This is a genomic window from Akkermansia massiliensis (assembly GCF_023516715.1).
In the GTDB taxonomy this organism is placed as follows: Bacteria; Verrucomicrobiota; Verrucomicrobiia; order Verrucomicrobiales; family Akkermansiaceae; genus Akkermansia; species Akkermansia massiliensis.
This window is the reverse complement of the sequence record NZ_JAMGSI010000001.1, coordinates 1095492-1122012: the sequence shown is the minus strand read 5'-3', so window position 1 is coordinate 1122012 and position 26521 is coordinate 1095492. Positions and strand designations below refer to the sequence as shown.

Here is a 26521-nt window from a genome sequence, read left to right as displayed (position 1 = left end):
CCCGCGCCATTATCATGAATCTCCTGGAAATCATCATCCTGGGCATTGTGGAAGGCCTGACCGAGTACCTGCCGGTCAGCTCCACGGGGCACCTGCTCCTGACGGAATCCCTGCTGAACATGTCCCAGAGCAAGGAAGCTCTGGACGCCCTGGCCGTCTGCATCCAGGGAGGGGCCATCCTGGCGGTGCTGAGCCTGTATTTTCCCCGGGTGAAGGCCATGGCGCAGGGCGTGCGCGGCAATAATCCCGCCGGGCTGAAACTGCTGGTCAACCTCATTCTGGCCTTCCTCCCCGCCGCCGTGGTGGGCCTGTGCTGCGCCTCCCTGATCAAGGAATACCTGTTCAACACCTACACGGTGGCTTATTCCTGGATTGTGGGCGGCGGCGTGATTCTGGCGTACTGCGCCTGGCGCGCCAGGGAAGGCCGTTCCAATGAAGGGAACTCCGGAGCCTCCATTGAGAGCCTGACCCCGGCCAGGGCGCTGACGGTGGGCGCTCTCCAGTGCGTCGCCATGATTCCCGGCACCAGCCGGAGCCTGATGACCATGCTGGGCGGCATGTTCGTGGGGCTGAGCGTGGAGGCGGCCGTGGAATTCAGCTTCCTGCTGGGGCTGATTACCCTGGGCGCGGCCACCGTCCATGATGCGTACAAGGACGGGGCGCTGATGCTGGAATCCTTCGGGTGGGAAGCCCTGGCCGTGGGAACGGTTGTGAGCTGGCTGTCCGCATGGCTGGCTGTGAAGTGGATGGTTTCCTACCTGCAAAAGCACAGTTTTGCCGTATTTGGCTGGTACCGCATCGCCATAGGCATCGTGACCCTGGTGCTCCTGTCCATGGGGCTGATGCATTAAAAAACGTTCTCCGGCAGTTGAATGCCGGAGGCCGCCTCCCCTCCGGGCAGGCGGCCTTTTTTATTATTTTCCGCGGCAGGGAAAGGTTCTTTGAAAATGTAACCTGATTGTAACACACGGGATTGATTTTTCAGGCATCATGGGGACATGAACATCACGTGGTGCCTGATAGCCGTATGGGCGGGAATAGCCGGACTGGCGCATTCCCAGGAAATCCGCGACGAGCTGGGCGCCCGGAATATCATTCTGCCGCAGAGGCGCGTGATTCTTCCGGCGGACCGGACGGTCCGGCAGCCGGTCACGATGGAAAAGGTGAATGCCCGCATCCTGGTGAATGGACGCTCCGCCGTGACCACCCTGGAGCTGGATGTGCGGAATAACGGTTCTTCCCCCGCGGAGGCTGAGCTGCTGCTGCCCGTTCCGGAGGGCGTGGTGGTGAAAGGTTTTTATTATGGGGACGGAAAAGCGGAGTGGAAGGCCTCCCTGATGCCAGCGGACGAGGCGCGGCGCCTGTATGACCGCATTGTGGCGCGCAGAAAGGATCCGGCCCTGCTGGAATTTGCGGGGTTCGGGGCCATCCGGTCCAGCGTGTTTCCGGTTCCGCCCAGGTCTTCCGTAAAGCTGGGGATTGTTTACGAACAACTGCTGACCCCTGTGGAGGGGCGTCTGGATTACGTGCTCCCCAGAACGGAAGCTCTTTCCGGGGATGCTCCGTGGACGGTGAGGGTGGAGCTCGCTTCCGGAAAGGACGGTCCGGGCAACCTCTTCACTCCCTCCCATCAGATGGAGCGCCATCAGCTGGAGAATGGAACCGTGGTTCTGACCCTGGCGGAGGAAAGGATGAACCCGGGCCCTTTCCGCCTGTCATGGCTGGAGGCGCGCGGGAAGAAAGGGGAAGCTTCTTCCGGGCCGGAAGCCAGCGTTTACGCCTCTCCTGACGCCTCCGGCGGGAAAAACGGCTATTTTCTGGCGATGGTGGGCAAGGATGTCCGCCCCGGTGAACACTCCATTCTCCGGGAAGTCACGCTGGTGCTGGACAGGTCCGGGAGCATGCGCGGGAACAAGCTCGCCAGCGTGAAGGAGGCGGCCAAGCAGATCGTTTCCGGCCTGAATCCCGGAGAAAGGTTCAATATCATCACTTATAATGAAGGCGTCAATTTATTTGAAGCGGCCCCGGTGGAAAAAAATGGCGCGTCGGAAAAAGCGGCCCATGCATGGCTGGATGCCGTCGTGGCGCGTGGGGGCACCAACATGCACGAGGCGCTGGCCGCCGCCTTGAGCCAGCCTTCCCACGAGGGGATGCTCCCCGTGGTGCTTTTCCTGACGGACGGCCTTCCCACGATCGGCCGCACTTCGGAAAAATCCATTGCGGCCCTGGCGGGGGAAGGAAACAGGGCGGAAAGGCGCATTTTCACCATCGGGGTGGGGGAGGACGTCAACGCCCCCCTGCTGAGGCGCATGGCGGAGATTTCCGGGGGGCTACCGTGCTACATCCTTTCCGGGGAGAATCTGGAGGTCAAGCTCTCGCAGGTATTCCGGCAGTTATACGGCCCCGTCTTCCGGAAGGTGCGCTATACCGTCTGCTCCCCGGACGGCAGGGAACAGCCGGGAAGGGTGCAGGACGCCATACCCTCCGGGGTTCTTCCGGACATTTATTCCGGCAATCCCGCCGTTCTGGCCGGGAGGTACATAGGGACGGAACCTTTCCTGATTAAGGGTACCTGCCTGGACCGGGATAACAGGGAGCAGGTTTTTGCCATTACCGTGGATCCGCAGCGCATCGCCAGCATGAAGGATGATTTTGTAGCCCGGCTGTGGGCCGCGCGCAAGATAGGCAGTCTGGAAACCGCTCTGATGGATATGGGCGGCAGCTCCCCCGGCACGGAAGCGCTGAGGTCCAATTCCAAAACGGCGGAATTGGTGGAGGAAATCATGCGGCTTTCACGGGACTTCGGGATCATGAGCTCGGCAGCCTCCTTTTTTGCCGATGACGGCAGTTCCGGCCCATGGCGGCGGGATCATGCCTCCATGGGGAGCAGGGGGAACCTGGAGGGGAAGGTGATGGAGGAATTGCGCGAAGGGCTGGGCGCCATTGCCCTGCAGGAAAATGCCGTAGCCAAGAAGCGGGAACTGACCCTCAACAAGTACAACATCCAGATGGACCGGGAGGGCCGTGCCGTGGCCTTTGACAATACGGCCCAGATTGCCCAGAACGGATATTTCAACAGAAATGGAGTCTGGATGGAAAGCACGGTTCTTGCCATGTCGGACGCGGGCCGCGCCGTGAAGACGGTCCAGGTGGGCACGCCGGAATATGCCGACGTGGCGAACAGGCTCATTCAGTCCAACCGCCAGGGGCTGTTGGCTCTGGATGGCTCCGTCATGATTCTCCTGGATGGAGAAACCGTACTGATGCAAAACAGTTTTCCATAAACAAACAACTAGTAATCAACAATCATGAACCGTATCATCGCATGTACTGCATTAGGGTTGCTGGGCGCAGGATCATTCTGCGCCCAGGCCGAACCCACTCCCGTTCCAACGGACGGCAAGCCTGTTCCGGAAGGAAAGGCCAGATACTCCGTCACTCCGGGACCGGAGGGGGAAAAACAGGACGCTAAAACCGGAACCGTCCTGGTTACGGTGAAAAGCGTGGACGCGGAAAAATCCGCATCAGCCGTGACCGTGACCACCACCGGAAACGGGGTTGTCCTGACGAAGGCCGTGAACGCCGGTCCGGAGAAAGCCATGGGAGCGCGGAATGCCGCCTATTCCGTCACTACGGTGAAAGGAACCGCTCCGGGGGAAATGGAAATCCGTGTGACGCCGCGTGCGGAGGGAGCTTCTTCCGGAATTTCAGCCGTTCCGCCGCAGAAAGGGGTGTTCATCACCAGGAAGGCGGCAAGCCTTCCCGGCGGTTCCGGGAAGGAAGGTATTTTCCGTATCAAGCCAAGCGCGGTTGAACCGGTCAGGGAAGCGGCCTATTCCATCAAAACGGAAGGGAGCGGCTCCGAAAAGCTGACCATAAGCGTGGCTCCCGGTCTGGAAAAAACTTCTTCCGGAGGGGCGGCCGTTCCTGCAAAAGGGGATGTGGTCGTTACCCGGGCTGTCGTGACGGGGAATGTCAAAGGGGTGAAAGACGCCGCCTATTCCGTCACTGTTGCGGACAGAACGGCTCCCGGAGAGGCGGAGATCAGCGTAACGCCGAAGCAGGAGGAGGCTTCCTCCGGAACTCCTGCGGCTCCCGTCCAGGGCGCCGCGGAAAAAGATGACCGCGCCGTCGTTCAGATTGCCCTGTTGCTGGATACCTCCAGCAGCATGAACGGCCTCATCGACCAGGCGCGCACTTATTTGTGGAAGATTGTCAATGACATGACGCTGGCGCGCCAGAACGGCAAATTGCCCGATATCCAGCTTGCCCTGTATGAGTATGGAAACGACGGGCTGTCCTCCAGGGACGCCTGGATACGCCGGGTGCTTCCGTTCACGGATGACCTGGACAAGGTCTCCGAGGAATTGTTCAAGCTGAAAACCTACGGCGGCACGGAATGCTGCGGAGCCGTCATTGACCGGGCCGTGAAGGAGTTAAAATGGAATACGGATGATCCCCATGCGCTGAAGCTGGTCTTCATCGCCGGCAATGAACCCTTCAACCAGGGCAGCGTGCCGTATGCGGAAGCGATTGCGCGCGGGCTGGAGAGGGGCATTACCGTCAATACCATTCATTGCGGCAATGCCGGAGACTCGGATACGCGCCTGTGGAAGGACGGAGCTAAAAAGGGGGACGGCAGCTTTCTCAACATTGACCACAACGCGGCTCCCCCGGACCCGGAAACGCCCTTTGACGGAGAACTTGCCAAGTTGAGTTCCTCCCTGAATGCGACTTACCTGGCTTACGGTTCACCGGAAGTTCAGGCTGAAAGGCTGAGCAAGCAGGAACGCCAGGATACGCTGGCGCTGAAACTGTCGCCTGCGGCTGCCGTAGGGCGGGCCAGCGCCAAGGCGAACAAGGCGGCGTACTCCAATACTTCATGGGACCTGGTGGATTTTTATGACCGGAACGGAGTCCAGGCGCTGGGAGATTTGGGGACTGCCGGGCAGCTCCCCAAGGAACTGGAAGGTAAAACCGCGGAGGAAGTGGAAGCCATCGTGAAAAAGAAGGCGGAGGAGCGCGGAGCCCTGCAGAAGAAGGTAAAGGAGCTGGACGCCCGGCGCAATGAATGGCTGGCCAAATGGAAGCAGCAGAGCGCTTCCAGGGACGCCAAACCGAACACCCTGGAGGACGCCATTATCCAGGCTGTCCGGCAGCAGGCCTCCAAAAAGCAGTTTTCCTTTGTTGAAGAGAACGAAACGGAAGGAAAAGATTCCCCTATGAATGATAGAGTGAAGAAATGAGTGCTCCTGCGGGGCTGTCCGGGAGTGCCGGCGGCCCCGCAGAATTTTTCTTCTGAAAAAACCTGTTTTACCGCAACGTTCCTATTTGATAGATTATTCCGCACATGCACCGCTACCGCATTCTGGTCGTAGAAGACGATCATGCCATTAGAAACGGCCTGGCGGACGCCCTGGCGGTGTCCGGCTATGACGTTTTGTCCGCCAGGGACGGTTATGAGGCCATGGAGATGATTCATGCAGAGGAGTATGACCTGGCCCTGCTGGATGTAGTCCTGCCCGGAGCGAACGGTTTTGAACTGCTGAAACGCATCAGGGAAGACCGCTCCACCGTTCCGGTGCTGATGCTCACCGCCAAGGGCGCGGAGGCGGACAAGGTGAAGGGGCTGAAGCTGGGGGCGGACGATTATGTGGTGAAGCCCTTCAGCCTGCTGGAAGTGCTGGCCAGGATAGAGGCCGTGCTGAGGCGGTCCCCGGAAAGGCCTAGCGCCGTCAACCGCGTCATGCTGCCGGAGGGGCATCTGGATTTTGCCGCCCGCGCCCTGGTTCTGGGGGAGGAGCGGGTGGTGCTGACCACCAAGGAATTTGACCTGGCGCGCCATCTGGCGGCCAATGCCGGAAGAATCATCACCCGTGAGGAAATCCTGGCGAGGGTCTGGAAGATGGACCCCCGGCTGGTGGAAACGCGGAGCATTGACACCACGATCGCCCGCCTGCGGGAAAAAATGGGGAAAAGGAACTCCGCCGTCATCCGCACCCTGAGAGGGCGGGGATATGTTTGGGAGGACGGAGCATGAGCAGCCGTTTTTCCTTCCATTTGCTGTTGTGGTCCTGCCTGCTGATTCTGCTGGGGGTGATGGGATGGCTCAGCCATTCCATGCTGGATGCGGAGAAGCGCAGGCTGGCGGAAACGCACCAGATCCGCCTGGTGGAGCAGAGCCGCCTGGCCCTGTGGCGCATGGATTCCCTGCTGGCCTCCATGATCGCAGGGGAGAACAACCGTTCTCCCGGAGAATATTTCCAGGGGAACGCGCTGGCGGAAGTCCGCAAGGAGGAAGGTGCGATGCCGGATTTGTCCGGCTTTGCCAAGCTGTATTTCCAGATAGACCCGCGGGGAAACGTTTCCTCTCCCCAGAAGGACAGGGAACGGCTGGAATATGTCCTGCAACTGGGAAGATCCGGCTGGGGCAGCCGTGTGGTGGATGCCATGAAGAATTTGCCGAGGCCTGCCTCCATCTCCGCGGGGAATGCCGTGCAGCCGGAGACCGCCCCCCCTGCGGAAGAAGCGGTACAGGTGACTTCCGTCGCCATCATGGATGGAAGGGAGCAGCAGAAGAACGGCTTGCAGCAGGAGCTGGCAGTGGAAAGCAGGAAGGCTTTCCAGCAGGGAATGGAAGACTACAACATGCGTAAAAACCTTTCCAACAGCCAGCAGGAGTACAATGTCAGCGTCAAGGTGAAAAAGAAAGCCATGGAGCCTCCCCGGCGGGCAAAGAAGGAGATTGCGGATTCGGGACGGCTGGTCGTTTCAGGGGAGGTGAATGGCATGGAAAGTCCGGAAGGGGAAGGGGATTGCCTGGATGTGGCTGGTTCCTTGAAAAGGACCGGGAAAAAATTGGAAAGCGGGGCCGGCGATATTGCGGCTCTCCTGGATATGGGTGCCGCGGCATTGACTCTGGACGGGAAGATGGTCCAGTTTGAGGTTCATGAACAAAAGGCGAATCCGGTTCCGGTAAAGGAAAGCCTGGCGGAAATGTCCGTCACCCGCCGTGACGGGTTCGCCAAAACTCCGGAAAGTTACAGGGAGTTCTCCATTTCCTCCCTCCAGCCCAGATGGCAGCAGGGGAAGGAATGTTTCCTGACGCGCCGCATCTCGGACCACGGCCAGGTATGGGTGCAGGGAATCTGGCTGGACTGGGGCAAGTTATCCGCCTACCTGCTGGAGTCCGTAGCCGATATTTTGCCGGAGGCCACCCTGTCTCCCGCCGACGGGCGGGAGGAAAGCTATCTGACCCTGGCCGGAATTCCCGCCATGCTGAATCCGGGCAATCTTCCCTCCATGCCCGCCAATTCCCTGCGGACGGTCTGGAATTCCATGGCGATGGCGTGGTTTTGCGGGCTTCTGGCCCTGTGCGGGGTCATTGGCTTCATGATCGGCCTCATCCGCCTGAGCGAACGCCGCGCCGTATTCGTTTCCGCCGTGACGCATGAACTAAGGACGCCTCTGACTACGTTCAACATGTACACGGAAATGCTTTCTTCCGGACTGGTTCCCAAGGGCAGGGAAATGGCCTATGTGGATATTCTGAAAAATGAGGCGGGCAGGCTGACGCACCTGGTGGACAACGTATTGAGCTACGCGCGGGTGGAGAAAAATTCGGTCTCCCTCCAGCCGGAAAAAATTCCGGTGACGGACCTCGCCTCCGCCGTCATTGCCCGCATCTCCCCCCGGCTGGCCGCCGCGGGCATGGACTCCCAGCTTTACGTGGCTCCGGAGCTGCAAGCGGAGGCCGTGACTGCGGACATGACCGCCGTGGAGCAGATCGTGTACAATCTGGCGGACAACGCCGCCAAATACGCATGTTTTGACGGCAGCGTCCTGAAGGTGGAACTGGCACGGGAAAAGCGTTTTCTGGTCATCCGTGTGGAGGATGAAGGGAAAGGCATTTCCGATTCCCTGAAAGGGAAGCTGTTCCGTCCCTTTTCCAGATCCGCGGAGGAGGCCGCCGGAAAACAGCCGGGCGTGGGGCTGGGGCTGGCTTTATCCCGGGAACTGGCGAGAAGCATGGGCGGAGACTTGTGCCTGGAAGAAAGTTCCCACGGATGCCGCTTTGCCCTCAGGATTCCCCTTTCCAGGGCATGAGGGCCTGTTCCGGAAAAACAAAATTCTTTAAATCAGCCGTCATTCAGGTTTTAATCCTTTCCTCACCCTCTTTATTTTTCAAGAACCATTTCCTTTTATGAATACTCCATTCTGCCAAAGCTGCGGCATGCCTCTGGGAAGCAGGGAAGACTGCGGCACCAACCATGACGGAACCTCCAGTGAGGAATATTGCCATTATTGCTTTCAGGACGGCGCATTTACGTCAGAATGCACCATGGAGCAGATGATTGAACATTGCGCCCGGTTTGTGGAGGAATTCAACAAGGAGAATGGTTCCTCCTACACGAAAGAGGAAGCCATTGCCCAAATGACCCTGTTTTTTCCCACGCTGAAACGCTGGAAAAAACAATAGAACGTCTTTTCGTTCCATCCCTTATTCACAGGGAAGGGCCTGTCCTTTTCTCCTTTGTTCGCTGGCCGCCTTCTCCCTGCGGTACGGGATGTCCTGGAATGTTTAAAAACCCCAGGAAGGCGGACGCATATTGTTTAAAGTACCCTTTTTCCTTGTCCGCTTTCGGCTCTCCTGCTGGCCGGAGGCCCGGTTCATAACATGATCCGGGGCTTGTCTTCCTCCGGTTTGCCCGCCTTGCTCAAAACAGCCCCATGGGGAGAACCTTTCAGGGTTTCAGGGGTGGATTATCTCCTCTGCGGTCCATGGGAGCCTCCGGGGCCGGAAGGCCGTGGTGAGGGAGACGGACGGGACGGCGCAGCCGCAGGAGGCGAAGACGGCCTGCTGGGCGCGCTGGCGGACGGCGGCGGGGAAGAAGGCCTGGAAACGGATGGAGGGCTGCTGGGACGGTTCATGCCCGAATGACCCGGACGGGAGGCGGATGGCCTGGAGGAGGGCGTGGATGGACGGCTGGGACGCCCGAAGTCAGGCCTGGAGGGCCGGTTCCCCTCCGGACGGCTGATGCCCGGACGATGCGTGCTCCCGGAATTGCCGGAGCCGGGGCGGTGGGGATTGTTGACGGACGGGCGGGAGGGCTGTCCCGGCTTTCCGAAGTCCGGCCTGCCGTGGCTGCCGCCGGGCTGGCCTATTCCCGGCCGGTTATGGCTGCCGCCCGGATTACTTACGGGCGGACGGTGGGAATTGCCGGGTTTTCCGAAGTCCGGGCGGTGGTTGGGCCTGCCGGGCTGCGGAACCGGCCTGTTGTTGCCCGGGCGGTGGTCCGGACGGAAATGATCCGGCCTGTACTGGGGCTTCATCGGCGGACGCGCCATGGGGCGGCAGTAATGTGGGCGGATGTAGTGCCCGCGGTAATAGGGGGCCGGTCCCCACGTGGGGATGTAGTAATTCGGGCGGATCAGGCTGATGGAATAAATAGGGCTGCCGAACGTGTCATAGGCATAGATGGGCCTGCCTCCGTAATATCCGTAAATGGGATAGCCGGAGTTGTCATACATGTAGGACATGCCGGAGCCGCCGCTGCTGTAGGAGCCTGATACGCTGAAACTGTCATAATAAGGATCATAGCAACTGGACAGGGCGCATCCGAGGGCGGCTGCCAGCAGCGAGTTTTTTAAAATAACGTATGCTTTCATGATGTTGAAACGGGGTGGGGTGTTTTTTCCCTTTGCTTGAAAAGCGGCGGGATAAAAGTACATTTGTTTAAAATTATTTTGCTTGGAAACGGGCTTCCTATTGTCTTAGACTGCAAAAACGTTCTACGTGATGGGAATTCTCTTTCAAGATAAAAAAATCGGCCTGGCCCTGTTGTGTGATAATGCCCCGTATACGCTGGCCATGACGCTGGCGTCCTATGAGAGGTCCGGGCTTCTGAATTATTTTGACGAGGCCTGCGTCGTTTTTCCGGAAAGCGCTGGCAAAGTATGTGAAACGGCGCTTTCATACGGACTTTCCGCGGAGTCTTCTCCGGCGGAGGGCGGCTTCATAGGGGCGCTCCATACGGCGGTCAACGCGCTGGATACGGATTACGTGCTGCTGGCTGAGGATGACTGCATGATCTGGGAGCACCTGCGCGGGGAAACTCTGGAAAACCAGTTGAAACGAGCGGTGGAGCTGCTGATTTCCGGCCAGGCGGACATGGTGCGCCTGCGTCATGCCTGGCGCGGCTGCACGCGCTACAAGGCCGCCTATACGTATTCCTACTTTTATCCCGTGGAGCAGCTGGCCACCATGTGGGTGCATGCGGAAGGCCTGTCGGAAGCACCGGACTGGATCAAGAGCATCCGGCGCTTCTTCCATCCTTTCCGCTCCAAGCGTTCCATCGGCCGATGCGTTTATGTGGAACAAAATCCCCATCTGCGCTTTCCCGAATACATTACCAAGATTGATGAAGGCTACATCATTGACAGTGAGGTTTTCCAATGGACCAACCAGCCCACCCTCATCGCCCGCTCCAGAATCAGGCAGATTCTGACCGGGCTGGCGCAGGCTCCCGGCACCATCGGAAAACTGCCGCAGGACTTTGAAACCGCCGTCAACAACCCGCGGTGGAGGGACGCCCACATGAACATAGGCGTCATCAGGGGAATTTTCACTTAAAGGCGCATGGCGGAAAGCGGAAAGGCGGTGCGGTATGAATGCACTAGGTGCGGCGCATGCTGCCGCTGGGCCGGAGACGTGTGCATTGAGGAGGATGAAGTCCGGGAAATCTCCCGTTTCCTCCACATGGACGAGCAGGCCTTCATTGACGAATGCTGCCGCCTGAGGGCCAACCGGCGCGGATTGTCCATCCGGGATGCGGAGGACGGCGCCTGCATGATGCTGGCGGAAGGCGGCTGCCGGATCAATCCCGTCAAACCGCGCCAGTGCCGGGACTTCCCCAACAAATGGAACTTCCCCGGCTGGCGGGACTTGTGCCGTGCCAGGGAAGTGGAAAAGGAATAAAAGCCTCCGGCGCTTCTTCAGGATTGTTTACAGGAACTGCGCCAGATCCCGTTCAAAGCCGGGATAGGAGGTATTGATGCATTCCGCATCCGCCAGCACGGTATCTCCCTGTGCGCTGAATCCGGCCACCAGGAAGCTCATGGCGATGCGGTGGTCTCCGTAGCTGGGCAATTCCGCGCCTTTCAGGGGAGCGCCTCCGTGGACGACCATTCCGTCGTCAAATTCCTCCACGTCCACCCCCATGAGCCGGAGATTGGCCGCCGTGGTGGCGATGCGGTCCGTTTCCTTGACGCGCAGTTCGCGGGCGTTGCGGACGATGAAGTCTCCCTGGCCCAGGGCTCCGGCCACGGCCAGGATGGGGATTTCATCAATCAGGTTGGGGATTTCTTCCGGAAGCAGGCTGGTGCCGTGCAGGGAATCCGAACCGTACACGGTAATATCCCCGTACGGTTCGCCCGCATCCTCCGGAGAAGTGGTCACAATGTCCATCCGCACCCCCATCCGTTTCAGTGCGCTGATGACGGCGTTCCGCGTGTTGTTCAGGCCCACCTGGCGCAGCGTCAGGCGGGAGCCGGGACGGCTGGCGGCGGCCACCATCCAGAAGGCGGCGGAAGAGATGTCTGCGGGAACCGTCAGGTCATGGGCGGCTGGGAGCGCCGGACCCTGGGTACTGACGGCGAGGCCGTCTACCGTGCAGGGCACGCTGAAATGGCGGAACAGGCGCTCCGTGTGGTCGCGGGTGACGGCGGGCTGATGCACGGTGGTGGCGCCGTCGGCAAACATGGCGGCCAGCAGGATGGCGCTCTTCACCTGGGCGCTCGCCATGGGAAGCGTGTAGGAAATGGGGCGCACCCGGCCGCCGTGGATAAACAGCGGAGCGCAGCCCGGCTTGGCGCCGCGGGCTTCAATCCGAGCGCCCATCTGTTCCAGAGGCTGCATGATGCGGCCCATGGGGCGGGAACTCAGGGAGGCGTCCCCGAACATTTCCGAATCAAAGGGGCAGGCAGCCAGCATGCCGGCCAGCAGCCTCATGCCCGTGCCGGAATTGCCGCAGTCGATGGGCCGTTCCGGAGCCGCGGGCTTCATGGCGACGCCCGTTATGCGGAAGCGGACGGGGCCATACCCCTCCCGTTCTTCCAGCACTTCCACCTTGGCCCCCAACTGCTCCATGGCGCGCAGGGTATTCAGGCAGTCTTCACTGCACAGGAAATTATCCACTTCCGTCACTCCCTTCGCCAGGCCGCCCAGGATGGCGGCGCGGTGGGAAATGCTTTTGTCTCCGGGTACGGTCAGTACCCCTTGCAGGGAAGAAATGGAATGGGAGCGAAGGTTCATGGACGTCCGGAAGAACTACCCTGTATTGGCCGCTGAATCAAGCCAATTACGAGACGGGCGGGAGGGGAGAGGATAGCGCCGGGACTCCGGTAAGGCGCTGGGCGGCGGTCCAGAATGGGGTTGATTTTCCGGAACGGTGACGTATATTAAGGCGCGTTATCGGCTGCATCCGCCTGAAAGGAAGGAGAGAGCTTTTCAGGATCAATGGATCAAGCTGGTTTTCATAGGTAGTAAGTTGGAGCGGCCACGGGAGTGATCCTGTGGCCGCTTTACTTTGTTTCAAAGGATTATTCGATATTGACATTCAATGCAGTATGGAATAAAAAAGGCTGATGAGCTTTATTGTCCGGACTGTCTTTCTCTGTACCGCGCTGAACGTCGTGGCCGCCTGTTCCCAGCGCCAATCCGTGCAGCCCGTTGCGGAAGCGGCCGTACATGTCAGCATCGGTGCTCTTGTGTACGACGTCACGTTGAAAGATGACGGAGTGGAGGTGGAGAGAAGGCCGTTCGCCTTATATGCGAATGCGCTGGGGAAGCAGTACCCTGTTAAAAAGGTATTTCTGAAAGGCGACGCCTACAAGGTGGAATCCCTGGCCAAAATCCTCTTAAAGGAAGGATGGGCTAAAGGCGCCTCTCTTCAGCCGGAAGAGGCGGCCGTTTTTCTGCATGCCCCAGGAGAAAAGAAATTTCATCCGGTACCTGCCGCGAGCGGCAATACCGCCGTTTGCAAGGCACTTAACAAAGCGTGCTATGAGGCGTGCCTGAAGGAGCCTGGGATTTCCTAAGCCCGGATGAGAACAAGCAAGGGAACAAAAATGCCCTCCGTCCTGCTTTGGGCTTTACCGCGCGCCGCTGAAAGCGTATGTAGTCCGTGCCGATCAGGTTCGGGTGGTCGCTGTTCCGGTCTTCGGACCGGGGTAGAGGAAAGTCCGGACATCACAAGGCAGCGTGTCCCGTGAAAGCGGGAGACGGGAACCTCCCAAGGGTTCCCGGACGGAAAGTGCCACAGAAAACAAACCGCCCGGATGGGGTTCATCCCCATGCGGGCAAGGGTGAAAAGGGGAGGTAAGAGCTCACCGCTCCGAGGGCGACCGAGGAGGCATGGTAAACCCCGCGCGATGCAAGACAAACAGGGGAAGGGTTGCCTGCCCGCCGGATCCCCGGGTATTAGTCGCATCCGTTCCGTAAGACGAACGGGCGCGCGGAATGCTTCACCGCAGACCGCGTGAGAAAAATGACCGCACAGCCGGCTTTGGCCGGTGGACAAAATCTGGCTTACAGAACCTGATCGGCCCCTGTCTTTTTTGCCGGGATGTTTTCCGCCTCCTTTTCCGTGAAGGGAAACGTCCGGGAAATTGTCCGGTTCCGGGGGCTCTTTGGGGTTGCATGGGCGTCTCAAATGTGTAGAATCCGTCACCTAATTGCCACCCACTATGGAGAAGCTTGTTGTACACGGAGGTTTTACGCTGAGGGGAGCCGTCAATATCAGCGGGTCCAAAAATGCGTCCCTGCCCATTCTGGCCGCATCCCTGCTGACGGATGAGCCTGTGGTGGTGCGCCGTGTGCCGGATGTCTCCGATACCAATTTCATGGTCCAGATCATGGGCCAGCTGGGCGCCTCCGTGGAGAGGTCCAGCGGCAACGTGCGCGTGGAGGCCAGGAACCTGCATTCCGAAGCCGCCTATGAACAGGTGCGCAAGATGCGCGCCTCCATCTGCCTGATGGGCCCCCTGATGGCCCGCATGCAGCGGTGCGTGATTCCGCTGCCGGGCGGCTGCGTGATCGGCGACCGTCCCGTGGACCTGCACATCCGGGCCATTCAGGCTCTGGGCGCCCAGGTGCAGATTGAACGCGGCAACCTGGTTATCGAAGCGCCCCGGGGGTTGAAGGGAGCCACCATAGATTTGAGGGGCGATCACGGCCCCACCGTTCTGGGAACGGACAACCTGATGATGGCCGCCGTGCTGGCGGAAGGAACCACCGTCATTGAATCCGCCGCATCCGAGCCGGAAGTGGTGGACTTGGCGAACTTCCTGATCAAGATGGGCGCCCATATCCAGGGCGCCGGAACGCGCCGGATCGTCATTGAAGGGGTTGAAAAACTCCGCGGCTGCAACCATACCGTCATTCCGGACCGCATTGAGGCCGGCACCTTCATGGTGGCCGCGGCCATGATGGGGGACGGCGTAACCCTGCGGCGCGTCTGTGAGGAGCACATGACCGTGGTGACGGACCTGCTCCGGAAATGCGGCCACCACGTGGAATTCAACGAACGGGGGGACACGGTCACCATCATTGCCGGGAATACGCCCAAATGCGGGGAAATCAAGACGGCCCCCTATCCCGGCTATCCCACGGACATGCAGGCCCAGATGACGGCCCTCTTTGCCACCACGCCGGGCATCTCCGTGGTGAAGGATACCATTTTTCCGCAGCGCTTCATGCACTGCTCCGAGCTCAAGCGCATGGGCGCGGATATCAAGGTGGACAACGGCACCGCCGTCATCTCCGGCGTGGAAAGCCTGAGCGGCGCGCCCGTCATGGCGTCCGATCTGCGCGCATCCGCCGCGCTGGTGCTGGCCGCCCTGAAGGCGGAAGGCACCACGGAAATCCACCGCCTGTACCACATTGACCGGGGCTATGAAATGATTGACGAAAAGCTCCTGGCGATCGGAGCCGCGGTGGAAAGACAGCCGGATGACGACAATTAACGCCGTTTTTGGGTCCTGATTTGCCGGTGTACCGCATTTTTTCTTTACTGTCAGGGCTCCATATGCTATTCACCGAAGTCCTATGAACAAGGCTCAACTGATCGAATTGATTCAAAACAAGCTGGGTGCCGATACGACCAAGAAGCACGCTGAAGAAGCTCTGGCCGCTGTGCTGGAATCCATCAAGGAAGGCGTGCAGGAATCCGGCAAGGTGCAGATCATCGGCTTTGGTACGTTTGCTACCAAGACCCGTGAAGCCCGTACCGGCCGCAACCCGAAGACCGGCAAGGCGATCAACATTCCCGCCTCCAAGACGGTTGCTTTCAAGGCCTCTTCCGCCCTGAAGGACTAAGACGGCAGCTGCTTCCCAAAAGAGCACTTTTCTTTCAGCACCCCGTCCTCTGCGGACCGGGGTGTTTTTTTATGTCCCGCTGCGGAAGTCCACGGCTTGACCGGATGGACGCCGCCGTCTAGAATGCCGCCATGTCCAGCAGTTTTGGTCAGGTGTTCAGAATCTCCACCTGGGGTGAATCCCATGGAGCCGGGGTAGGCGTGGTGATTGACGGCTGTCCGTCCCTCGTCCCGGTGACGGAAGAAGCCATTCAGCGGGAGCTGGACCGGCGCAGGCCGGGGCAGAGCGACATCGTGACGCCCCGCAAGGAGGAAGACCGCGCGGAAATACTCTCCGGCGTGCTGGACGGCAAAACCCTGGGAACGCCCATCGCCGTCAGCGTGCGGAACAAGGACCACCGTTCCTCCGCCTATGATGAAATGGCCCACACGTACCGCCCCTCCCATGCGGACTACACGTACGACGCCAAATACGGCATCCGCGCCTGGGCGGGCGGCGGCAGGGCCTCCGCACGGGAAACCATCGGGCGCGTCGCCGCCGGGGCCGTGGCCAGGGCCGTGCTCAAGCAGGCCTTTCCCGGCATGGAGATCATAGCCTGGGTGGACCAGGTGCATCATGTGAAAGCCTCCGTGGACTGGGAGGCCGTCACGGCCTCCGTCATTGAAAGCAACATCGTCCGCACGGCGGACCCCTCCGTGGTGGAGGCCATGATTGCCGCCATCAAGGAGGCGCGGGACGCCGGCAACTCCCTGGGCGGCGTGGTCAAATGCGTGGTGCGCGGCTGCCCTCCCGGACTGGGGGACCCCGTCTTTGACAAGCTGGACGCCACGCTGGCCCACGCCATGATGAGCATTCCCGCCACCAAGGCCTTTGCCGTGGGCTCCGGCTTTGAAGCGGCGGACATGACCGGACTGGAACACAACGACCCTTTTTACATGCGGGACGGCCATGTGCATACCGTCACCAACCACTCCGGCGGCATCCAGGGCGGCATCTCCAACGGAGAAGACATCCTGATGCGCATCGGCTTCAAGCCCACCGCCACCTTGATGGTTGACCAGCAGACGGTCAACCAGGCAGGGGAGGACGCCCGGCTCAAGGGCAGGGGACGGCATGACGCCTGCGTGCTGCCGCGCGCCGTGCCCATTGTGGAAGCCATGGCCTGGCTCTGCCTGTGCGACCACTATCTGCGCCAGCGCTGCCAGCGGGCATTGTAACGCGGCTTCTTTCCCGTCATTCATGGACTCCTCCCTCACATTCTACCTGGTTCTGGGCGCGCTGCTGGTCGGCTTCATCGTGCTCGGCATGCTGAAGGGGATGATCAAGATGCTCCTGTTCGGCGCGGCGGTGCTCTCCGCCGTGGCAGCGTACTTCTGGCTGTCCAAATACGGCTTTACCTATCTCTCCTTCATCACCAGCGACCCGCGGGAATGGATGGTCACCGTGCTGTCCGTCGGGGGGGCTGCGGCAGTCTTCTTCATCTTCATGCACGGCCTGTTCTGGTTCAGTGACGTCTTCTCCTGGGGGGGGCGCATGGGCTTCGGCGGGGCCAAGGGCATCGTCACCACCATCCTGATGGCGGTGGTTGTCTGCTGGGTGGGCGTCATGTGCATCTTCTACTACGGCTCCATGGCGGAAATGACCCGCGCCCGCGAACTGGCGCTGTACCACATGGATCCCAGCCGCACCATTTCCCTGCCCGCCATTTACTCCGTCAAGAAGTCCATCACGGACAATCCCCACCTGAACTGGCTGGTGGCCATCTCCCCGGAACACGACCCGGAACGCCTCTCCCTGGCAAAAATGATTGCCTACCTGGTGACGCTCAGCCCGGAACTCTCCGACCAGCGCCGCACCCAGCTGGATTGCTACATGCCCCGCTCCCGCATCACCAGCCGCGTGCTGAGCCTGAAAAGCCTGAGCGAAGACCCCGCCATCCGCCTGCTGGTAGAGAAGGGGGACATGCAGGGCCTTTACAACGACGTCAAGCTCACCCGCTTCCTGGAAGACCAGGACGTGCGCACCGTGCTGTCCCAGCTGGATGTGGACCGCGTCCTTGGCTTCGTCACGGAAACCCGCCAGACGGCCCCCGCCGGGAATGAATACATTCCCGAAGCCACGCCGATTGAGGAATAAAGCGGGGATTCTTTTCTTCCCTGAATTGTTTTCATTCCTATTATCCTCTTTCCAAAGGTTTTCCCGCTGGGTAGTATTGGATATATTCAAGATTGATTTGGCATGGACAAAGAAAAATTGAAGGGGGAATTGGAAAAATGGGAACGAGAGATCGCTCTTGATCCTGAAAATTTCACGGCTTATGTGAAGAAAGGGAATGTCCTGGATGACCTGGGACGCAGCGAGGAAGCGCTGGACAGCTATAACAGGGCTCTGGAAATCAACCCTGCTTACGATAAAGCCTATTGCAACAGGGGCATTGTATTGAAAAAATTAGAAAGGAAGGAGGAAGCTTTATCCAGTTACGATAAAGCGTTGGAAATCAACCCAGGAAATGATGCAACCCATTACAACAGAGGACATATTCTGGACGATCTCGGGAGGAAGGAGGAGGCGTTGCAGAGCTATGACAAAGCGCTGGAAATTAATCCTGGGGACCATGCGGCCTACTACAATAAAGGAAATATCCTGAACGATCTCGGCCGGAAGAAGGAAGCGTTGGACAGCTATAACAAGGCTCTGGAAATCAGACCTGATTATGATAAGGCTTATTGCAACAGGGGCATTATCCTGAAAAGTTTAGGACAAAAGGAAGAGGCCCTTGCCAGCTACAACAAGGCGCTGGAGATCAATCCCGGTTACGATGCGGCCCATTATAACAAGGGAAATGTCCTGGATGACCTGGGAAGAAAGGAGGAAGCTCTGGCCAGCTATAGTAAGGCATTGGAAATCAATCCTGGTTATGGGGCGGCCTGTTACAACATGGGAAATGTCATGGATGACCTGGGACGGAAGGAGGAAGCTCTGGCCTGTTATAACAAGGCGCTGGAAATCAACCCTCATCATGATGCAGCCCTGAACAATAAAGGGCTTTTATTATCCAATCTCGGCAAAAAGGAAGAGGCATTGGCTTGTTATATTCAAGCCATTCAAATCAATGCCGGTAATGAAATAGCCAAACGAAACCGGAGGTCGTTAGTGGGAAGCAAGGAATTCTGGGATGGCCTGTCAGAAAATAGTCAGGTGGATTTATGGAGTGGAGACGAAGATTTCAATGTCCTGGCAAGCAGGGAAAAACTGGGTGGATGCTCCGGCAAAGATTTATCCTGTATTCACCGTCTGTGGGTGGAACAATATAGGCTTCTTTATTTGCTTAGCGCTGACCTTGAGCAGGTAGGGCATTACACTTCCTCTATGGTTTTTGAAACCTTGCTCCAAAAGCAGACGGAAACGGACGGTCACGCAAATCCCCTGTCGTTATGTAGCCTGGCTGCGGCTAATGATCCTACGGAAGGCACCGTTTTTCAGGCATTTCTAAAACAGGATTGTCTGCCTTCCCAGAGAATTCAGAGCCATCTTGCCGTATTGCAGGCTTCCTTTTCTTCTGCCATTGATTCCTTGAACCAGTTCCGCCTTTACGGAAAAAACAAGGGAGAGGAAGGAACCGGGCTGTGCCTGGTATTTAACCGATCCTTTTTTGCCAAACCGGGAGAAACGTCCATGATTGCCGTCCAGAAAGAGGACGACTCCTCCTCCGGAAAAGAGACTGACATGCGCCGCAAGCTCCCTCTTTACTGGGTATTGTATTATGATTGCTCTTCCGGTCGGGTGCATTATACCCCTGCATGTTCTGAATACTCGTTAAACAGGGATTTTAATGTTTGCGAAGACGCATTGAAAGAGTCTGAAAGAAAGAAATTGCAGGAGATAGGCAAATCATTGAAGAATATTCGGATGCTTTTTGAGTGTATCAGCGAAAAGGCTCAAAAAGCTGCCCTGGAGATGCTCATTTACCTGAGGCATCTGGTGAAGGATGCCGCCTTCAAGGATGAAAAGGAATTGAGGATTCTTTCTTTGCATCCTTATAATGACCAGAGTTCCCCTCTCAAGGTACTGGAGGGAAAAAACTGCCTGTCGGTCGGCTATTTGCCGGTTATTCATGAGGGGGAGGAATATCTGGAGAAGGTGATTGCCGGGCCCAAATTGAGAGATTTTGCCAACTTGGTGGATGTGGCCAAATTCAGGCTTCATCGGTTGGGCGGAAAGAAGAAAGTGGAGTTTTGCCAGTCGCGGGCGCCTTTGAGTTGAACTTGACGGGAATTCGGAAGGGGAGGGATAGGAATTTGTAACTTTTTATCTGAGGCGGCAAGATAATGAGGAAAGGAGGGTATTTTAATTTTGAAAGCCTTCGCCTTGCTTCGGAGGGAGCAAGTTGATAAGGGGGCCGGAGTCCCTTATTCCCAGGAGCGGCAAATGGTTTTACTGGGGACCTGTTTTTCAGGAAAAAAGAGCGCCTCTCCCAGCCCTGATGCCGGAAGAAGCGTTTTTTTAAAGGAGTGTCCGATTTGAAGATGAGGCGTTTTACACACCTTAAAAATAAAAAAGGAAGAAACGTCAGGAAAGTTTTTCCGCGAGGGCATCTACCCATTCCGGGAAGGTGGCGTCATAATCCCCATCGGACAGGGCTACCGGCAGCAGCCTTTGCGCCTTCAAACGTTCCAGGAAGGCATCGAAGTCCTTGCCTGCCTGGCAGAAGTTTTCATAAAATTCATCCCCAAGGGCGAAGACGGCATAATTGACTGTAGAAAGGTCTTCCGAGGAGTCCTTCAATGCCTGGTACAGCGCCTCTGCATTGGAGGGAGGTTCGCCGTCTCCCCACGTGCTGGTGACGACCAGCAGCGTTCCCGCATTTTTCAACTGTTCCACCGTCATATCCTCCATATCAACCACTGTTGCCTGATGGCCGAGCTTTGTCAGTTTTTCCCGGGCCTCCCGGGCCAGGCTTTCCGAATTTCCTGTTTCCGTTCCGTAGATAATGGTGATTTCCATGTGTGCTGGTTGTTGTTACGACGCCAGAAGTTAGATTAAACTAACTAATCAGGCAAGGCAAAACAGGATGCGTCTGGTCAAATTTTCCCTCCTTCTGCGGGCTTTCCGGGCGTCAGTTTTTTCAGTCCGTTCATGTTCCATGGCTTAAATCCTTCCAGAGAAAGGAGAGTAATCATGAGAAAAGATCTGAAGCCGGAGACGAGCAAGCCGCAGGGCAGCAAACGGAGCGGCATGTGTGCAGGGAAATTATTCTACCCCGGATTCCTCCCGGCGGATCGTCAATGTGTGCGGGTGCTGGGGAAGGGTAAAGCACCAGCCGAAGAGGCGCACAAAGCGGTAGTAAAGCCCCTTGCGGCTGGCGTGCTGGCTGGTCATGAGGTCGTAGAAGGCCAGGTCAATCTGGTTTCTGGCGATGGGCGCGCCATTCATTTTAGCGTGCAGCATGGCGTCGTGAAACAGGGAAGGGAACAGCATGTCCGGCGGGGTGGTTCCCCAGGTGACGCCGTCCCAGCCGTAGCCGGGTGAGATGGTGAATGTACCGCCCTCCGCTTTCAGGCGGATGGTGGGGTCATACACGCTGACGGCGGTCCAGTGGCCGAAGTCCGCCTTTTTCCTACCGCTGGTCCAGCTGATGGCGTTTTTAGTGATGTAGAAGGGTTTGTCTTCGTAGAGGGTTCCTTCATACCATCCGGCCACGGCTTCCGGAGCCTTGACGGGGACGGAGCACGATTCCAGCGCCACGGCCATGCACGTCACTGTTAATAACAGGTAAATATCATGTGAATAAAAAGGAGAGGGCATAGGAGGGCAGGGAGTGTTCCGAACGATTGTTTTTATTGGATTTCCAGCACGATGATTTCCGGAGGGCAGCAGAAGCGCAGGGGAAGAACGCTGCATCCCAGCCCGCGGGTGATGAGGAAGGGGGTTCCGTTCAGCTGGGACCAGGGATAGGAGAATTTGGCCTTCTCCCGGGAGATGTTCGCCAGGGGCTTGCCGCCGGGCAGGCAGATCTGCCCGCCGTGGGTATGGGCGCTGATGACGGCGTCCGCCGTGCCGGGAGCCAGCAGGGGAAAGATGTCCGGCACGTGGGAGAGCAGGATGTGGGGAATGTCCGGGGAAAAACGCAGCGGCAGTTCCTCCGGCCTGATTCTCAGGTGGTAGTCGTCCCGAACGGAGGAAAGCTGCAAATCTCTGCCTCCGGGGAGGTGCAGCAGCAGGGAATCGTTCCACATGGGCAGGATGCCCAGCTCGGAAAACATGTTCCGCCACAGGTCCCAGCCGTAGTACTGGTCATGGTTGCCCTGTACGGCGAAGATGCCCAGGGGGGCCTTCAGCATCTTGAAGTATTCCCTGGCTGTTTCCGGACTCATGCTGCTCTCCCGGGTGTGGCCGTTGGCGTAGTCCCCCAGCAGGAAGATCATGTCCGGCTGGGCCTCCATGATTTTTTCCATGTACCGGCGCGCCTGGTCGCCGCCGTTCGGGCGCAGGTGGAAGTCTCCGGCGATCACGATCCGGAGCGGGGAGCCGCCTTTTTCCTTCCACTGCGGCACTTCCAGCGCGGTCGTGACGGTTTCCACGCGCCTGGGTTCCACCTGCCACGCCCACATGAATAAGGAAAAGCCGATCATCAGTATTGAGACAGAGATGATTGCAAGTTTGTTGAGAAGGGGATGACGCGGGCGTGACTTCATGCGGGGCGGGCTCCGGACTGATGATGAAGCATTTCGCCCGGTTTTCAATCATTCGTGTTTGCCAATCGGGATTTTGCTGGTATGATCCGTCCCGCTCAAGGTGGGGCTGTCCGATGACTGCAGGCCCATCTTCATATTAACATCCTAATACCATGCAGTTTACACACGAAATCGAACAAATGTGTTGCGTCAAGAAAGGCTGCAACCATGGTCCGGCCCCCATCCCGCAGGAAGGCAACTGGACGCAATCCAAGGAGATCACGGATATTTCCGGCCTGACCCACGGCGTGGGCTGGTGCGCTCCCCAGCAGGGCACCTGCAAGCTGACGCTGAACGTCAAGAACGGCATCGTTGAGGAAGCCCTTGTAGAAACCAGCGGCTGCTCCGGCATGACCCACTCCGCCGCCATGGCCGCGGAAATCCTGCCCGGCAAGACCGTGCTGGAAGCGATGAACACGGACCTCGTGTGCGACGCCATCAACACCGCCATGCGCGAACTGTTCCTGCAGATCGTGTACGGCCGCACCCAGAGCGCTTTCTCCGAAGGCGGCCTGCCCATCGGCGCCGGTCTTGAAGACCTCGGCAAGGGCCTCCGCTCCCAGATCGGCACCCTGTACGGCACCCGCGCCAAGGGCCCCCGCTATCTGGAAATGGCCGAAGGCTACATCACCAAGCTGGCTCTGGACGAAGACGGCGAAATCATCGGCTATGAGTTCGTGCGCATGGGCCCGATGATGGAAATGATCAAGAAGGGCGTGGACGCCAACGAAGCCGTCGCCAAGTGCACGGGCAACTACGGTCGTTTCGACGAGGCCGCCAAGTACATCGATCCTCGTCACGAATGAGATTGAATTAAAAAGAGTATATCAACTTCAAGCACTATTACCATCATGCCTCTTTTCGAATCCTACGACCGCCGCATCAAGCAGATCAATGAAGCCCTGGCCAAATACGGCATCGGCTCCATTGAAGAAGCGGAACAACTCTGCCTTTCCAAGGGCATCAACGTTCGCGAAATCGTGAACGGCATCCAGCCCATCGCGTTTGAAAACGCCGGCTGGGCCTACGTGGTGGGCGCCGCCATCGCCATCAAGAAGGGCTGCACGAAGGCTGCGGACGCCGCCGAAGCCATTGGTGAAGGCCTCCAGTCCTTCTGCATTCCCGGTTCCGTTGCGGACGACCGCAAGGTGGGCCTGGGCCACGGCAACCTGGCCGCCATGCTCCTGCGCGATGAAACGGAATGCTTCTGCTTCCTGGCCGGCCATGAATCCTTTGCCGCCGCTGAAGGCGCCATCGGCATTGCCAAATCCGCCAACCGCGTCCGCAAGCAGGACCTGCGCGTCTGCCTGAACGGCCTCGGCAAGGATGCCGCGTACATCATCTCCCGCATCAATGGCTTCACGTACGTGCAGACCAAGTTCGACTATGCCACGGGCAAGCTGAACATCGTCCAGGAGAAGGCTTTCTCCAAGGGCCCGAAGGCCGCTGTGCGCGTGTACGGCTGCGACGACGTGCGCGAAGGCGTGGCCGTCATGTGGAATGAAGGCGTGGACGTCTCCATCACCGGGAACTCCACCAACCCCACCCGCTTCCAGCACCCGGTAGCCGGCACCTACAAGAAGGAATGCAACGAGAAGGGCAAGAAGTACTTCTCCGTGGCTTCCGGCGGCGGTACGGGCCGCACCCTGCACCCGGACAACATGGCTGCCGGTCCCGCCTCCTACGGCATGACCGATACCATGGGCCGCATGCACTCGGACGCCCAGTTCGCCGGCTCCTCCTCCGTGCCCGCCCACGTGGAAATGATGGGCCTTATCGGCATGGGCAACAACCCGATGGTCGGCGCTTCCGTAGCGGTGGCCGTGGCTGTTGAAGAAGCCGCCAGGCAGAACGCCTGAGAACGCTGTTAAAATTCACAGAGCCGCTTTCCCGATGAATGGGGAAGCGGCTCTTTTTTATGGTTGAAAGGAAAAGGCGAAAAGCAAAACCGGAACTGTTCCGGAAGCTTCCGCTTTTGTTCATATCAGCTCCCGATGCGGAACCTTCCGTCCCGGTCCGTGCGGGGAGGCAGGCCGCGAGAAGGCGCGGATCTTCTGGAAACAACCGTCGGTCTGGCCACGGCTGGCGTGACAACGCGGATTTCCGTGCGGCCGGAAGCTGCGGGAGCGGCAGATTTCCCGGGTTCCGCACCGTGAACGGGGGCGGGAGCAGGAACGGCGCCGACAATCAGTTTTTGCTGTTCATGGGCCTTGTAGGCGCGTTGCAGGGTAAAGTCCCTCCGTTCTCCGGGTTTCAGGGAATAATCCGCCTTCTTGCTCTCCCCGGCCTTTTGGGCCAGAGGCTCCACACGCTGCTGCAACTGCGCGGCGGCGTCCAGCTTCCCGGCCACCCACTCCGGATTCCATTCCGGAGTTGAACTTTTCAGGGACTGAAGCAGCTCCGCGGCTTTTTTGCCGCTTTCCAGGGCTGCCTTGTAATCGCCTTCCTTCTCCAGGCGCGCGGCGCGCGTCAGGGAAAGGTTGGCTTCGTAAAATGTGTCTCCGGGACCGCCCAGGGCCGTTGTTGCCGCCAGGAGCATGCAGAGCAGGGAGCAGGGTAGAAGATGCCTTTTCATGATTGTTGGCACTATAACATGCACGGCTGTTTTGGAAAGGCCTTTCTTCCGGCATGTCCGCATGGAGCAGGGGAGGGACGCTACATAGAGGTTCCGGAAAGGAAGCGGGCGGCCTTCTTCTTTTTTTACGAAGGAAGTCTATCAAATTTGCGGCTAGGCATTTGAAAAACCTCCTGCGAGGTACGGTCAGGCTTCCTGATCCAATCGTATCCATGGCATCAAAGTGTTTTGAGGTGCCGATGTGCATGAATTTTTTCACACAGTAATTCCCAGCGATCAATTTTTTACTATTGATCACGTTTTGAATGATATAGTGCTCTCTAATAGCGTGCCCGCAAATGCATGTACCTTCTTCCTCCTGCAAAAATGTTTCCACGTGTTCCCCCAATTCCCGCAACGCGGACGGAAACCGCTTGGATTCGGACTTAGCTACCAGCTCTGAGCAGAATTGATCCATAGATGAATTATTCATGATTTTATTTTCTATTCATGAGACGTGCGTGAAATGCACCCTCACTATTCAGGGAAATTTTCAAAATGTATTTCCCTTCCATATATTTCCCTCCCGTCTCTTTCAGCAGGTGTGGGTTTCTTCCTTATTCCAAGGGCATATCTTCCATTTCCGTATCCGGCACAACTTGACGGAAAGGCCGGAGTGCCGTATGCTGGTTGAGACCTGTATATGACCCGGAACGAGCCATCATCCCTCCCAGCGTCGCAGATGGAGGAAGATCCCAGATACCTGACGGAACAGATTGTGACGTATCTGGGCAACAAGCGTTCCCTGCTGCACTTCCTGGGGATGGGGCTGGAACAGGTGAAAAGCCGCCTGGGGAAGGACAGGCTGAAGGCCGGGGACCTGTTTTCCGGCAGCGGCATTGTAGCCCGTTTCCTGAAAAAGCATTCGGAAGAGTTGATTGTCAATGATCTGGAAGAGTATAGCCGCATCGTCAACACCTGCTACCTGAGCAATCCGGAGGAAGTGGAGAATCTGGAGCTGGAGAGGCATTACCGGCGTCTGCTGCGGTATATGGAGACGCATGAGTCCCCGGGGTTCATCACGGAGTTGTACGCGCCCAAAAATCCGGACAGCATCACGCCGGAAGACCGCGTTTTTTATACGCGCCGCAACGCCGTGTACCTGGATACGGCCCGGCAGACCATCGATTTGCTTCCGGAAGAGGTAAGGCCCTATTTCATCGCCCCCCTTCTGGCGGAGGCTTCCGTGCATACGAACACATCCGGCGTGTTCAAGGGATTTTACAAGGACAGGCACGGCGTCGGCAAGTTCGGCGGAACGGCCGGCAACGCTCTTTCCCGCATCCTGGGGGATATTTTACTGCCGTTCCCCGTGTTTTCCCGGTTTAACTGCCGGTTTTCCATCCACTGCCGTGACGCCAATGAACTGGCCGCGGAATTGCCGGAGATGGATGTGGTGTACCTGGACCCTCCCTACAATCAGCATCCGTACGGTTCCAACTATTTCATGCTGAACCTGCTGTCCTCCTATGAGAAGCCGGCGGAAACCAGCCGTGTTTCCGGCATTCCCGCGGATTGGAAACGCTCCACGTACAACAGCCGGCAGCATGCCCCAGCGGCCCTGTTCCGGCTGCTGGAGGACTGCCCGGCCAAGTTCATTCTCCTTTCGTACAGTTCGGAGGGCTTCATCAGTTATGAGGAAATGACGAATTTCCTTGGCCGTCTGGGACATATCGTCACGCTGGAAACGCCATACGCCACATTCCGCGGCAGCCGGAATTTGAGGAACCGCCCGCAGAACGTGACAGAGTTCCTGTTCCTGGTGGAACGGTTTTAACGGGCAGGGGAGGTAACACC

General features: G+C 58.2%; 23 protein-coding genes and 1 other RNA gene. 18 read left to right on the top strand and 6 right to left on the bottom strand.

The window, feature by feature from the left end; all coding sequences use genetic code 11:
* The first annotated feature begins 14 nt into the window (after positions 1–14).
* From M8N44_RS04820 to M8N44_RS04795, 6 genes are all read left to right on the top strand, one after another.
* Positions 15–851: an undecaprenyl-diphosphate phosphatase gene (locus M8N44_RS04820; RefSeq protein ID WP_022398320.1), complete on the top strand. Its 837-nt coding sequence runs from the start codon at positions 15–17 to the stop codon at positions 849–851.
* A gap of 147 nt (positions 852–998) precedes the next feature.
* Positions 999–3284 carry a VWA domain-containing protein gene (locus M8N44_RS04815; protein WP_102728196.1) on the top strand — a complete coding sequence of 762 codons (2286 nt, stop codon included), beginning with the start codon at positions 999–1001 and terminating at the stop codon, positions 3282–3284.
* A 24-nt stretch (positions 3285–3308) separates the two neighbouring features.
* On the top strand, positions 3309–5246 hold the full coding sequence (locus M8N44_RS04810) for a vWA domain-containing protein (RefSeq protein ID WP_146021096.1): 1938 nt from the start codon (positions 3309–3311) through the stop codon (positions 5244–5246).
* 104 nt (positions 5247–5350) lie between these two features.
* Complete coding sequence (locus tag M8N44_RS04805) at positions 5351–6040, top strand: response regulator transcription factor (RefSeq protein WP_022398317.1); 690 nt, start codon at positions 5351–5353, stop codon at positions 6038–6040.
* The gene (locus M8N44_RS04800) at positions 6037–8106 is read left to right on the top strand and encodes a sensor histidine kinase (protein ID WP_102728198.1); all 2070 of its coding nucleotides are present in this window, start codon (positions 6037–6039) and stop codon (positions 8104–8106) included. The genes M8N44_RS04805 and M8N44_RS04800 overlap by 4 nt, the downstream gene beginning before the upstream one ends.
* Before the next feature lie 97 nt (positions 8107–8203).
* Positions 8204–8479, top strand: coding sequence for a zinc ribbon domain-containing protein (locus tag M8N44_RS04795; RefSeq protein ID WP_102728199.1), 276 nt, complete (start codon positions 8204–8206; stop codon positions 8477–8479).
* Positions 8480–8763: 284 nt separating this feature from the next.
* Here the strand turns inward: M8N44_RS04795 and M8N44_RS04790 are convergent, their stop codons facing one another.
* On the bottom strand, positions 8764–9669 hold the full coding sequence (locus M8N44_RS04790) for a hypothetical protein (protein WP_146019543.1): 906 nt from the start codon (positions 9667–9669) through the stop codon (positions 8764–8766).
* A gap of 130 nt (positions 9670–9799) precedes the next feature.
* On the opposite strand from M8N44_RS04790, the gene M8N44_RS04785 reads away from it, so the two are divergent.
* The gene (locus tag M8N44_RS04785) at positions 9800–10633 is read left to right on the top strand and encodes a hypothetical protein (protein ID WP_022398312.1); all 834 of its coding nucleotides are present in this window, start codon (positions 9800–9802) and stop codon (positions 10631–10633) included.
* A 6-nt stretch (positions 10634–10639) separates the two neighbouring features.
* Positions 10640–10978 carry a YkgJ family cysteine cluster protein gene (locus tag M8N44_RS04780; protein WP_102728201.1) on the top strand — a complete coding sequence of 113 codons (339 nt, stop codon included), beginning with the start codon at positions 10640–10642 and terminating at the stop codon, positions 10976–10978.
* Between the two features lie 27 nt (positions 10979–11005).
* Here M8N44_RS04780 and aroA read toward each other — a convergent pair whose 3' ends face one another.
* Entirely contained in the window at positions 11006–12313 is a 1308-nt protein-coding gene (gene aroA / locus M8N44_RS04775) for a 3-phosphoshikimate 1-carboxyvinyltransferase (protein WP_102728202.1), read from the bottom strand.
* 332 nt (positions 12314–12645) lie between these two features.
* On the opposite strand from aroA, the gene M8N44_RS04770 reads away from it, so the two are divergent.
* The 7 genes from M8N44_RS04770 to M8N44_RS04740 all read left to right on the top strand — a co-directional run bounded on the left by M8N44_RS04770 (position 12646) and on the right by M8N44_RS04740 (position 19639).
* Complete coding sequence (locus M8N44_RS04770) at positions 12646–13098, top strand: hypothetical protein (RefSeq protein ID WP_102728203.1); 453 nt, start codon at positions 12646–12648, stop codon at positions 13096–13098.
* Positions 13099–13189: 91 nt separating this feature from the next.
* Positions 13190–13607: RNase P RNA component class A (rnpB, locus tag M8N44_RS04765), an RNA gene on the top strand.
* A 139-nt stretch (positions 13608–13746) separates the two neighbouring features.
* The gene (gene murA, locus M8N44_RS04760; RefSeq protein WP_102722053.1) at positions 13747–15024 is read left to right on the top strand and encodes a UDP-N-acetylglucosamine 1-carboxyvinyltransferase; all 1278 of its coding nucleotides are present in this window, start codon (positions 13747–13749) and stop codon (positions 15022–15024) included.
* Between the two features lie 82 nt (positions 15025–15106).
* A complete protein-coding gene (locus M8N44_RS04755) occupies positions 15107–15376 on the top strand; it encodes an HU family DNA-binding protein (RefSeq protein WP_022398307.1) in 270 nt (89 codons plus the stop codon).
* A gap of 131 nt (positions 15377–15507) precedes the next feature.
* Positions 15508–16593, top strand: coding sequence for a chorismate synthase (gene aroC, locus M8N44_RS04750; RefSeq protein ID WP_102728204.1), 1086 nt, complete (start codon positions 15508–15510; stop codon positions 16591–16593).
* 22 nt (positions 16594–16615) lie between these two features.
* On the top strand, positions 16616–17512 hold the full coding sequence (locus M8N44_RS04745; RefSeq protein ID WP_102728205.1) for a hypothetical protein: 897 nt from the start codon (positions 16616–16618) through the stop codon (positions 17510–17512).
* A 102-nt stretch (positions 17513–17614) separates the two neighbouring features.
* The gene (locus tag M8N44_RS04740) at positions 17615–19639 is read left to right on the top strand and encodes a tetratricopeptide repeat protein (RefSeq protein ID WP_102728206.1); all 2025 of its coding nucleotides are present in this window, start codon (positions 17615–17617) and stop codon (positions 19637–19639) included.
* Between the two features lie 306 nt (positions 19640–19945).
* On the opposite strand, the gene M8N44_RS04735 is transcribed toward M8N44_RS04740, so the two are convergent.
* The 3 genes from M8N44_RS04735 to M8N44_RS04725 form a co-directional block, all read right to left on the bottom strand.
* On the bottom strand, positions 19946–20380 hold the full coding sequence (locus M8N44_RS04735) for a flavodoxin domain-containing protein (protein ID WP_102728207.1): 435 nt from the start codon (positions 20378–20380) through the stop codon (positions 19946–19948).
* Between the two features lie 246 nt (positions 20381–20626).
* Positions 20627–21181, bottom strand: a complete 555-nt coding sequence (locus tag M8N44_RS04730; protein WP_146021097.1) for a hypothetical protein — start codon at positions 21179–21181, stop codon at positions 20627–20629.
* A gap of 32 nt (positions 21182–21213) precedes the next feature.
* Entirely contained in the window at positions 21214–22008 is a 795-nt protein-coding gene (locus M8N44_RS04725) for a metallophosphoesterase (protein ID WP_180972834.1), read from the bottom strand.
* Positions 22009–22223: 215 nt separating this feature from the next.
* Here M8N44_RS04725 and M8N44_RS04720 point away from each other — a divergent pair, with 215 nt between their 5' ends.
* A complete protein-coding gene (locus tag M8N44_RS04720; protein ID WP_022398299.1) occupies positions 22224–22916 on the top strand; it encodes an iron-sulfur cluster assembly scaffold protein in 693 nt (230 codons plus the stop codon).
* A 45-nt stretch (positions 22917–22961) separates the two neighbouring features.
* On the top strand, positions 22962–23969 hold the full coding sequence (locus M8N44_RS04715; protein WP_022398298.1) for a GGGtGRT protein: 1008 nt from the start codon (positions 22962–22964) through the stop codon (positions 23967–23969).
* 125 nt (positions 23970–24094) lie between these two features.
* Here the strand turns inward: M8N44_RS04715 and M8N44_RS04710 are convergent, their stop codons facing one another.
* The gene (locus tag M8N44_RS04710) at positions 24095–24685 is read right to left on the bottom strand and encodes a hypothetical protein (RefSeq protein WP_102749299.1); all 591 of its coding nucleotides are present in this window, start codon (positions 24683–24685) and stop codon (positions 24095–24097) included.
* A 721-nt stretch (positions 24686–25406) separates the two neighbouring features.
* On the opposite strand from M8N44_RS04710, the gene M8N44_RS04705 reads away from it, so the two are divergent.
* Entirely contained in the window at positions 25407–26501 is a 1095-nt protein-coding gene (locus M8N44_RS04705) for a DNA adenine methylase (protein ID WP_102726311.1), read from the top strand.
* Positions 26502–26521 lie beyond the last annotated feature (20 nt).

Excerpts from the sequence above, each read along its gene's own strand:
- M8N44_RS04785 (WP_022398312.1), top strand. The coding sequence starts at position 9,800 with ATGGGAATTCTCTTTCAAGATAAAAAAATCGGCCTGGCCCTGTTGTGT.
- M8N44_RS04805 (WP_022398317.1), top strand. The coding sequence starts at position 5,351 with ATGCACCGCTACCGCATTCTGGTCGTAGAAGACGATCATGCCATTAGA.
- M8N44_RS04725 (WP_180972834.1), bottom strand. The coding sequence starts at position 22,008 with ATGATCGGCTTTTCCTTATTCATGTGGGCGTGGCAGGTGGAACCCAGG.
- M8N44_RS04735 (WP_102728207.1), bottom strand. The coding sequence starts at position 20,380 with ATGGAAATCACCATTATCTACGGAACGGAAACAGGAAATTCGGAAAGC.
- M8N44_RS04780 (WP_102728201.1), top strand. The coding sequence starts at position 10,640 with ATGGCGGAAAGCGGAAAGGCGGTGCGGTATGAATGCACTAGGTGCGGC.
- M8N44_RS04800 (WP_102728198.1), top strand. The coding sequence starts at position 6,037 with ATGAGCAGCCGTTTTTCCTTCCATTTGCTGTTGTGGTCCTGCCTGCTG.
- M8N44_RS04820 (WP_022398320.1), top strand. The coding sequence starts at position 15 with ATGAATCTCCTGGAAATCATCATCCTGGGCATTGTGGAAGGCCTGACC.
- M8N44_RS04795 (WP_102728199.1), top strand. The coding sequence starts at position 8,204 with ATGAATACTCCATTCTGCCAAAGCTGCGGCATGCCTCTGGGAAGCAGG.
- M8N44_RS04730 (WP_146021097.1), bottom strand. The coding sequence starts at position 21,181 with ATGCCCTCTCCTTTTTATTCACATGATATTTACCTGTTATTAACAGTG.
- M8N44_RS04705 (WP_102726311.1), top strand. The coding sequence starts at position 25,407 with ATGGAGGAAGATCCCAGATACCTGACGGAACAGATTGTGACGTATCTG.
- M8N44_RS04715 (WP_022398298.1), top strand. The coding sequence starts at position 22,962 with ATGCCTCTTTTCGAATCCTACGACCGCCGCATCAAGCAGATCAATGAA.
- M8N44_RS04720 (WP_022398299.1), top strand. The coding sequence starts at position 22,224 with ATGCAGTTTACACACGAAATCGAACAAATGTGTTGCGTCAAGAAAGGC.
- aroA (WP_102728202.1), bottom strand. The coding sequence starts at position 12,313 with ATGAACCTTCGCTCCCATTCCATTTCTTCCCTGCAAGGGGTACTGACC.
- M8N44_RS04810 (WP_146021096.1), top strand. The coding sequence starts at position 3,309 with ATGAACCGTATCATCGCATGTACTGCATTAGGGTTGCTGGGCGCAGGA.
- M8N44_RS04755 (WP_022398307.1), top strand. The coding sequence starts at position 15,107 with ATGAACAAGGCTCAACTGATCGAATTGATTCAAAACAAGCTGGGTGCC.
- M8N44_RS04710 (WP_102749299.1), bottom strand. The coding sequence starts at position 24,685 with ATGAAAAGGCATCTTCTACCCTGCTCCCTGCTCTGCATGCTCCTGGCG.
- aroC (WP_102728204.1), top strand. The coding sequence starts at position 15,508 with ATGTCCAGCAGTTTTGGTCAGGTGTTCAGAATCTCCACCTGGGGTGAA.
- M8N44_RS04740 (WP_102728206.1), top strand. The coding sequence starts at position 17,615 with ATGGACAAAGAAAAATTGAAGGGGGAATTGGAAAAATGGGAACGAGAG.
- M8N44_RS04770 (WP_102728203.1), top strand. The coding sequence starts at position 12,646 with ATGAGCTTTATTGTCCGGACTGTCTTTCTCTGTACCGCGCTGAACGTC.
- murA (WP_102722053.1), top strand. The coding sequence starts at position 13,747 with ATGGAGAAGCTTGTTGTACACGGAGGTTTTACGCTGAGGGGAGCCGTC.
- M8N44_RS04790 (WP_146019543.1), bottom strand. The coding sequence starts at position 9,669 with ATGAAAGCATACGTTATTTTAAAAAACTCGCTGCTGGCAGCCGCCCTC.
- M8N44_RS04745 (WP_102728205.1), top strand. The coding sequence starts at position 16,616 with ATGGACTCCTCCCTCACATTCTACCTGGTTCTGGGCGCGCTGCTGGTC.
- M8N44_RS04815 (WP_102728196.1), top strand. The coding sequence starts at position 999 with ATGAACATCACGTGGTGCCTGATAGCCGTATGGGCGGGAATAGCCGGA.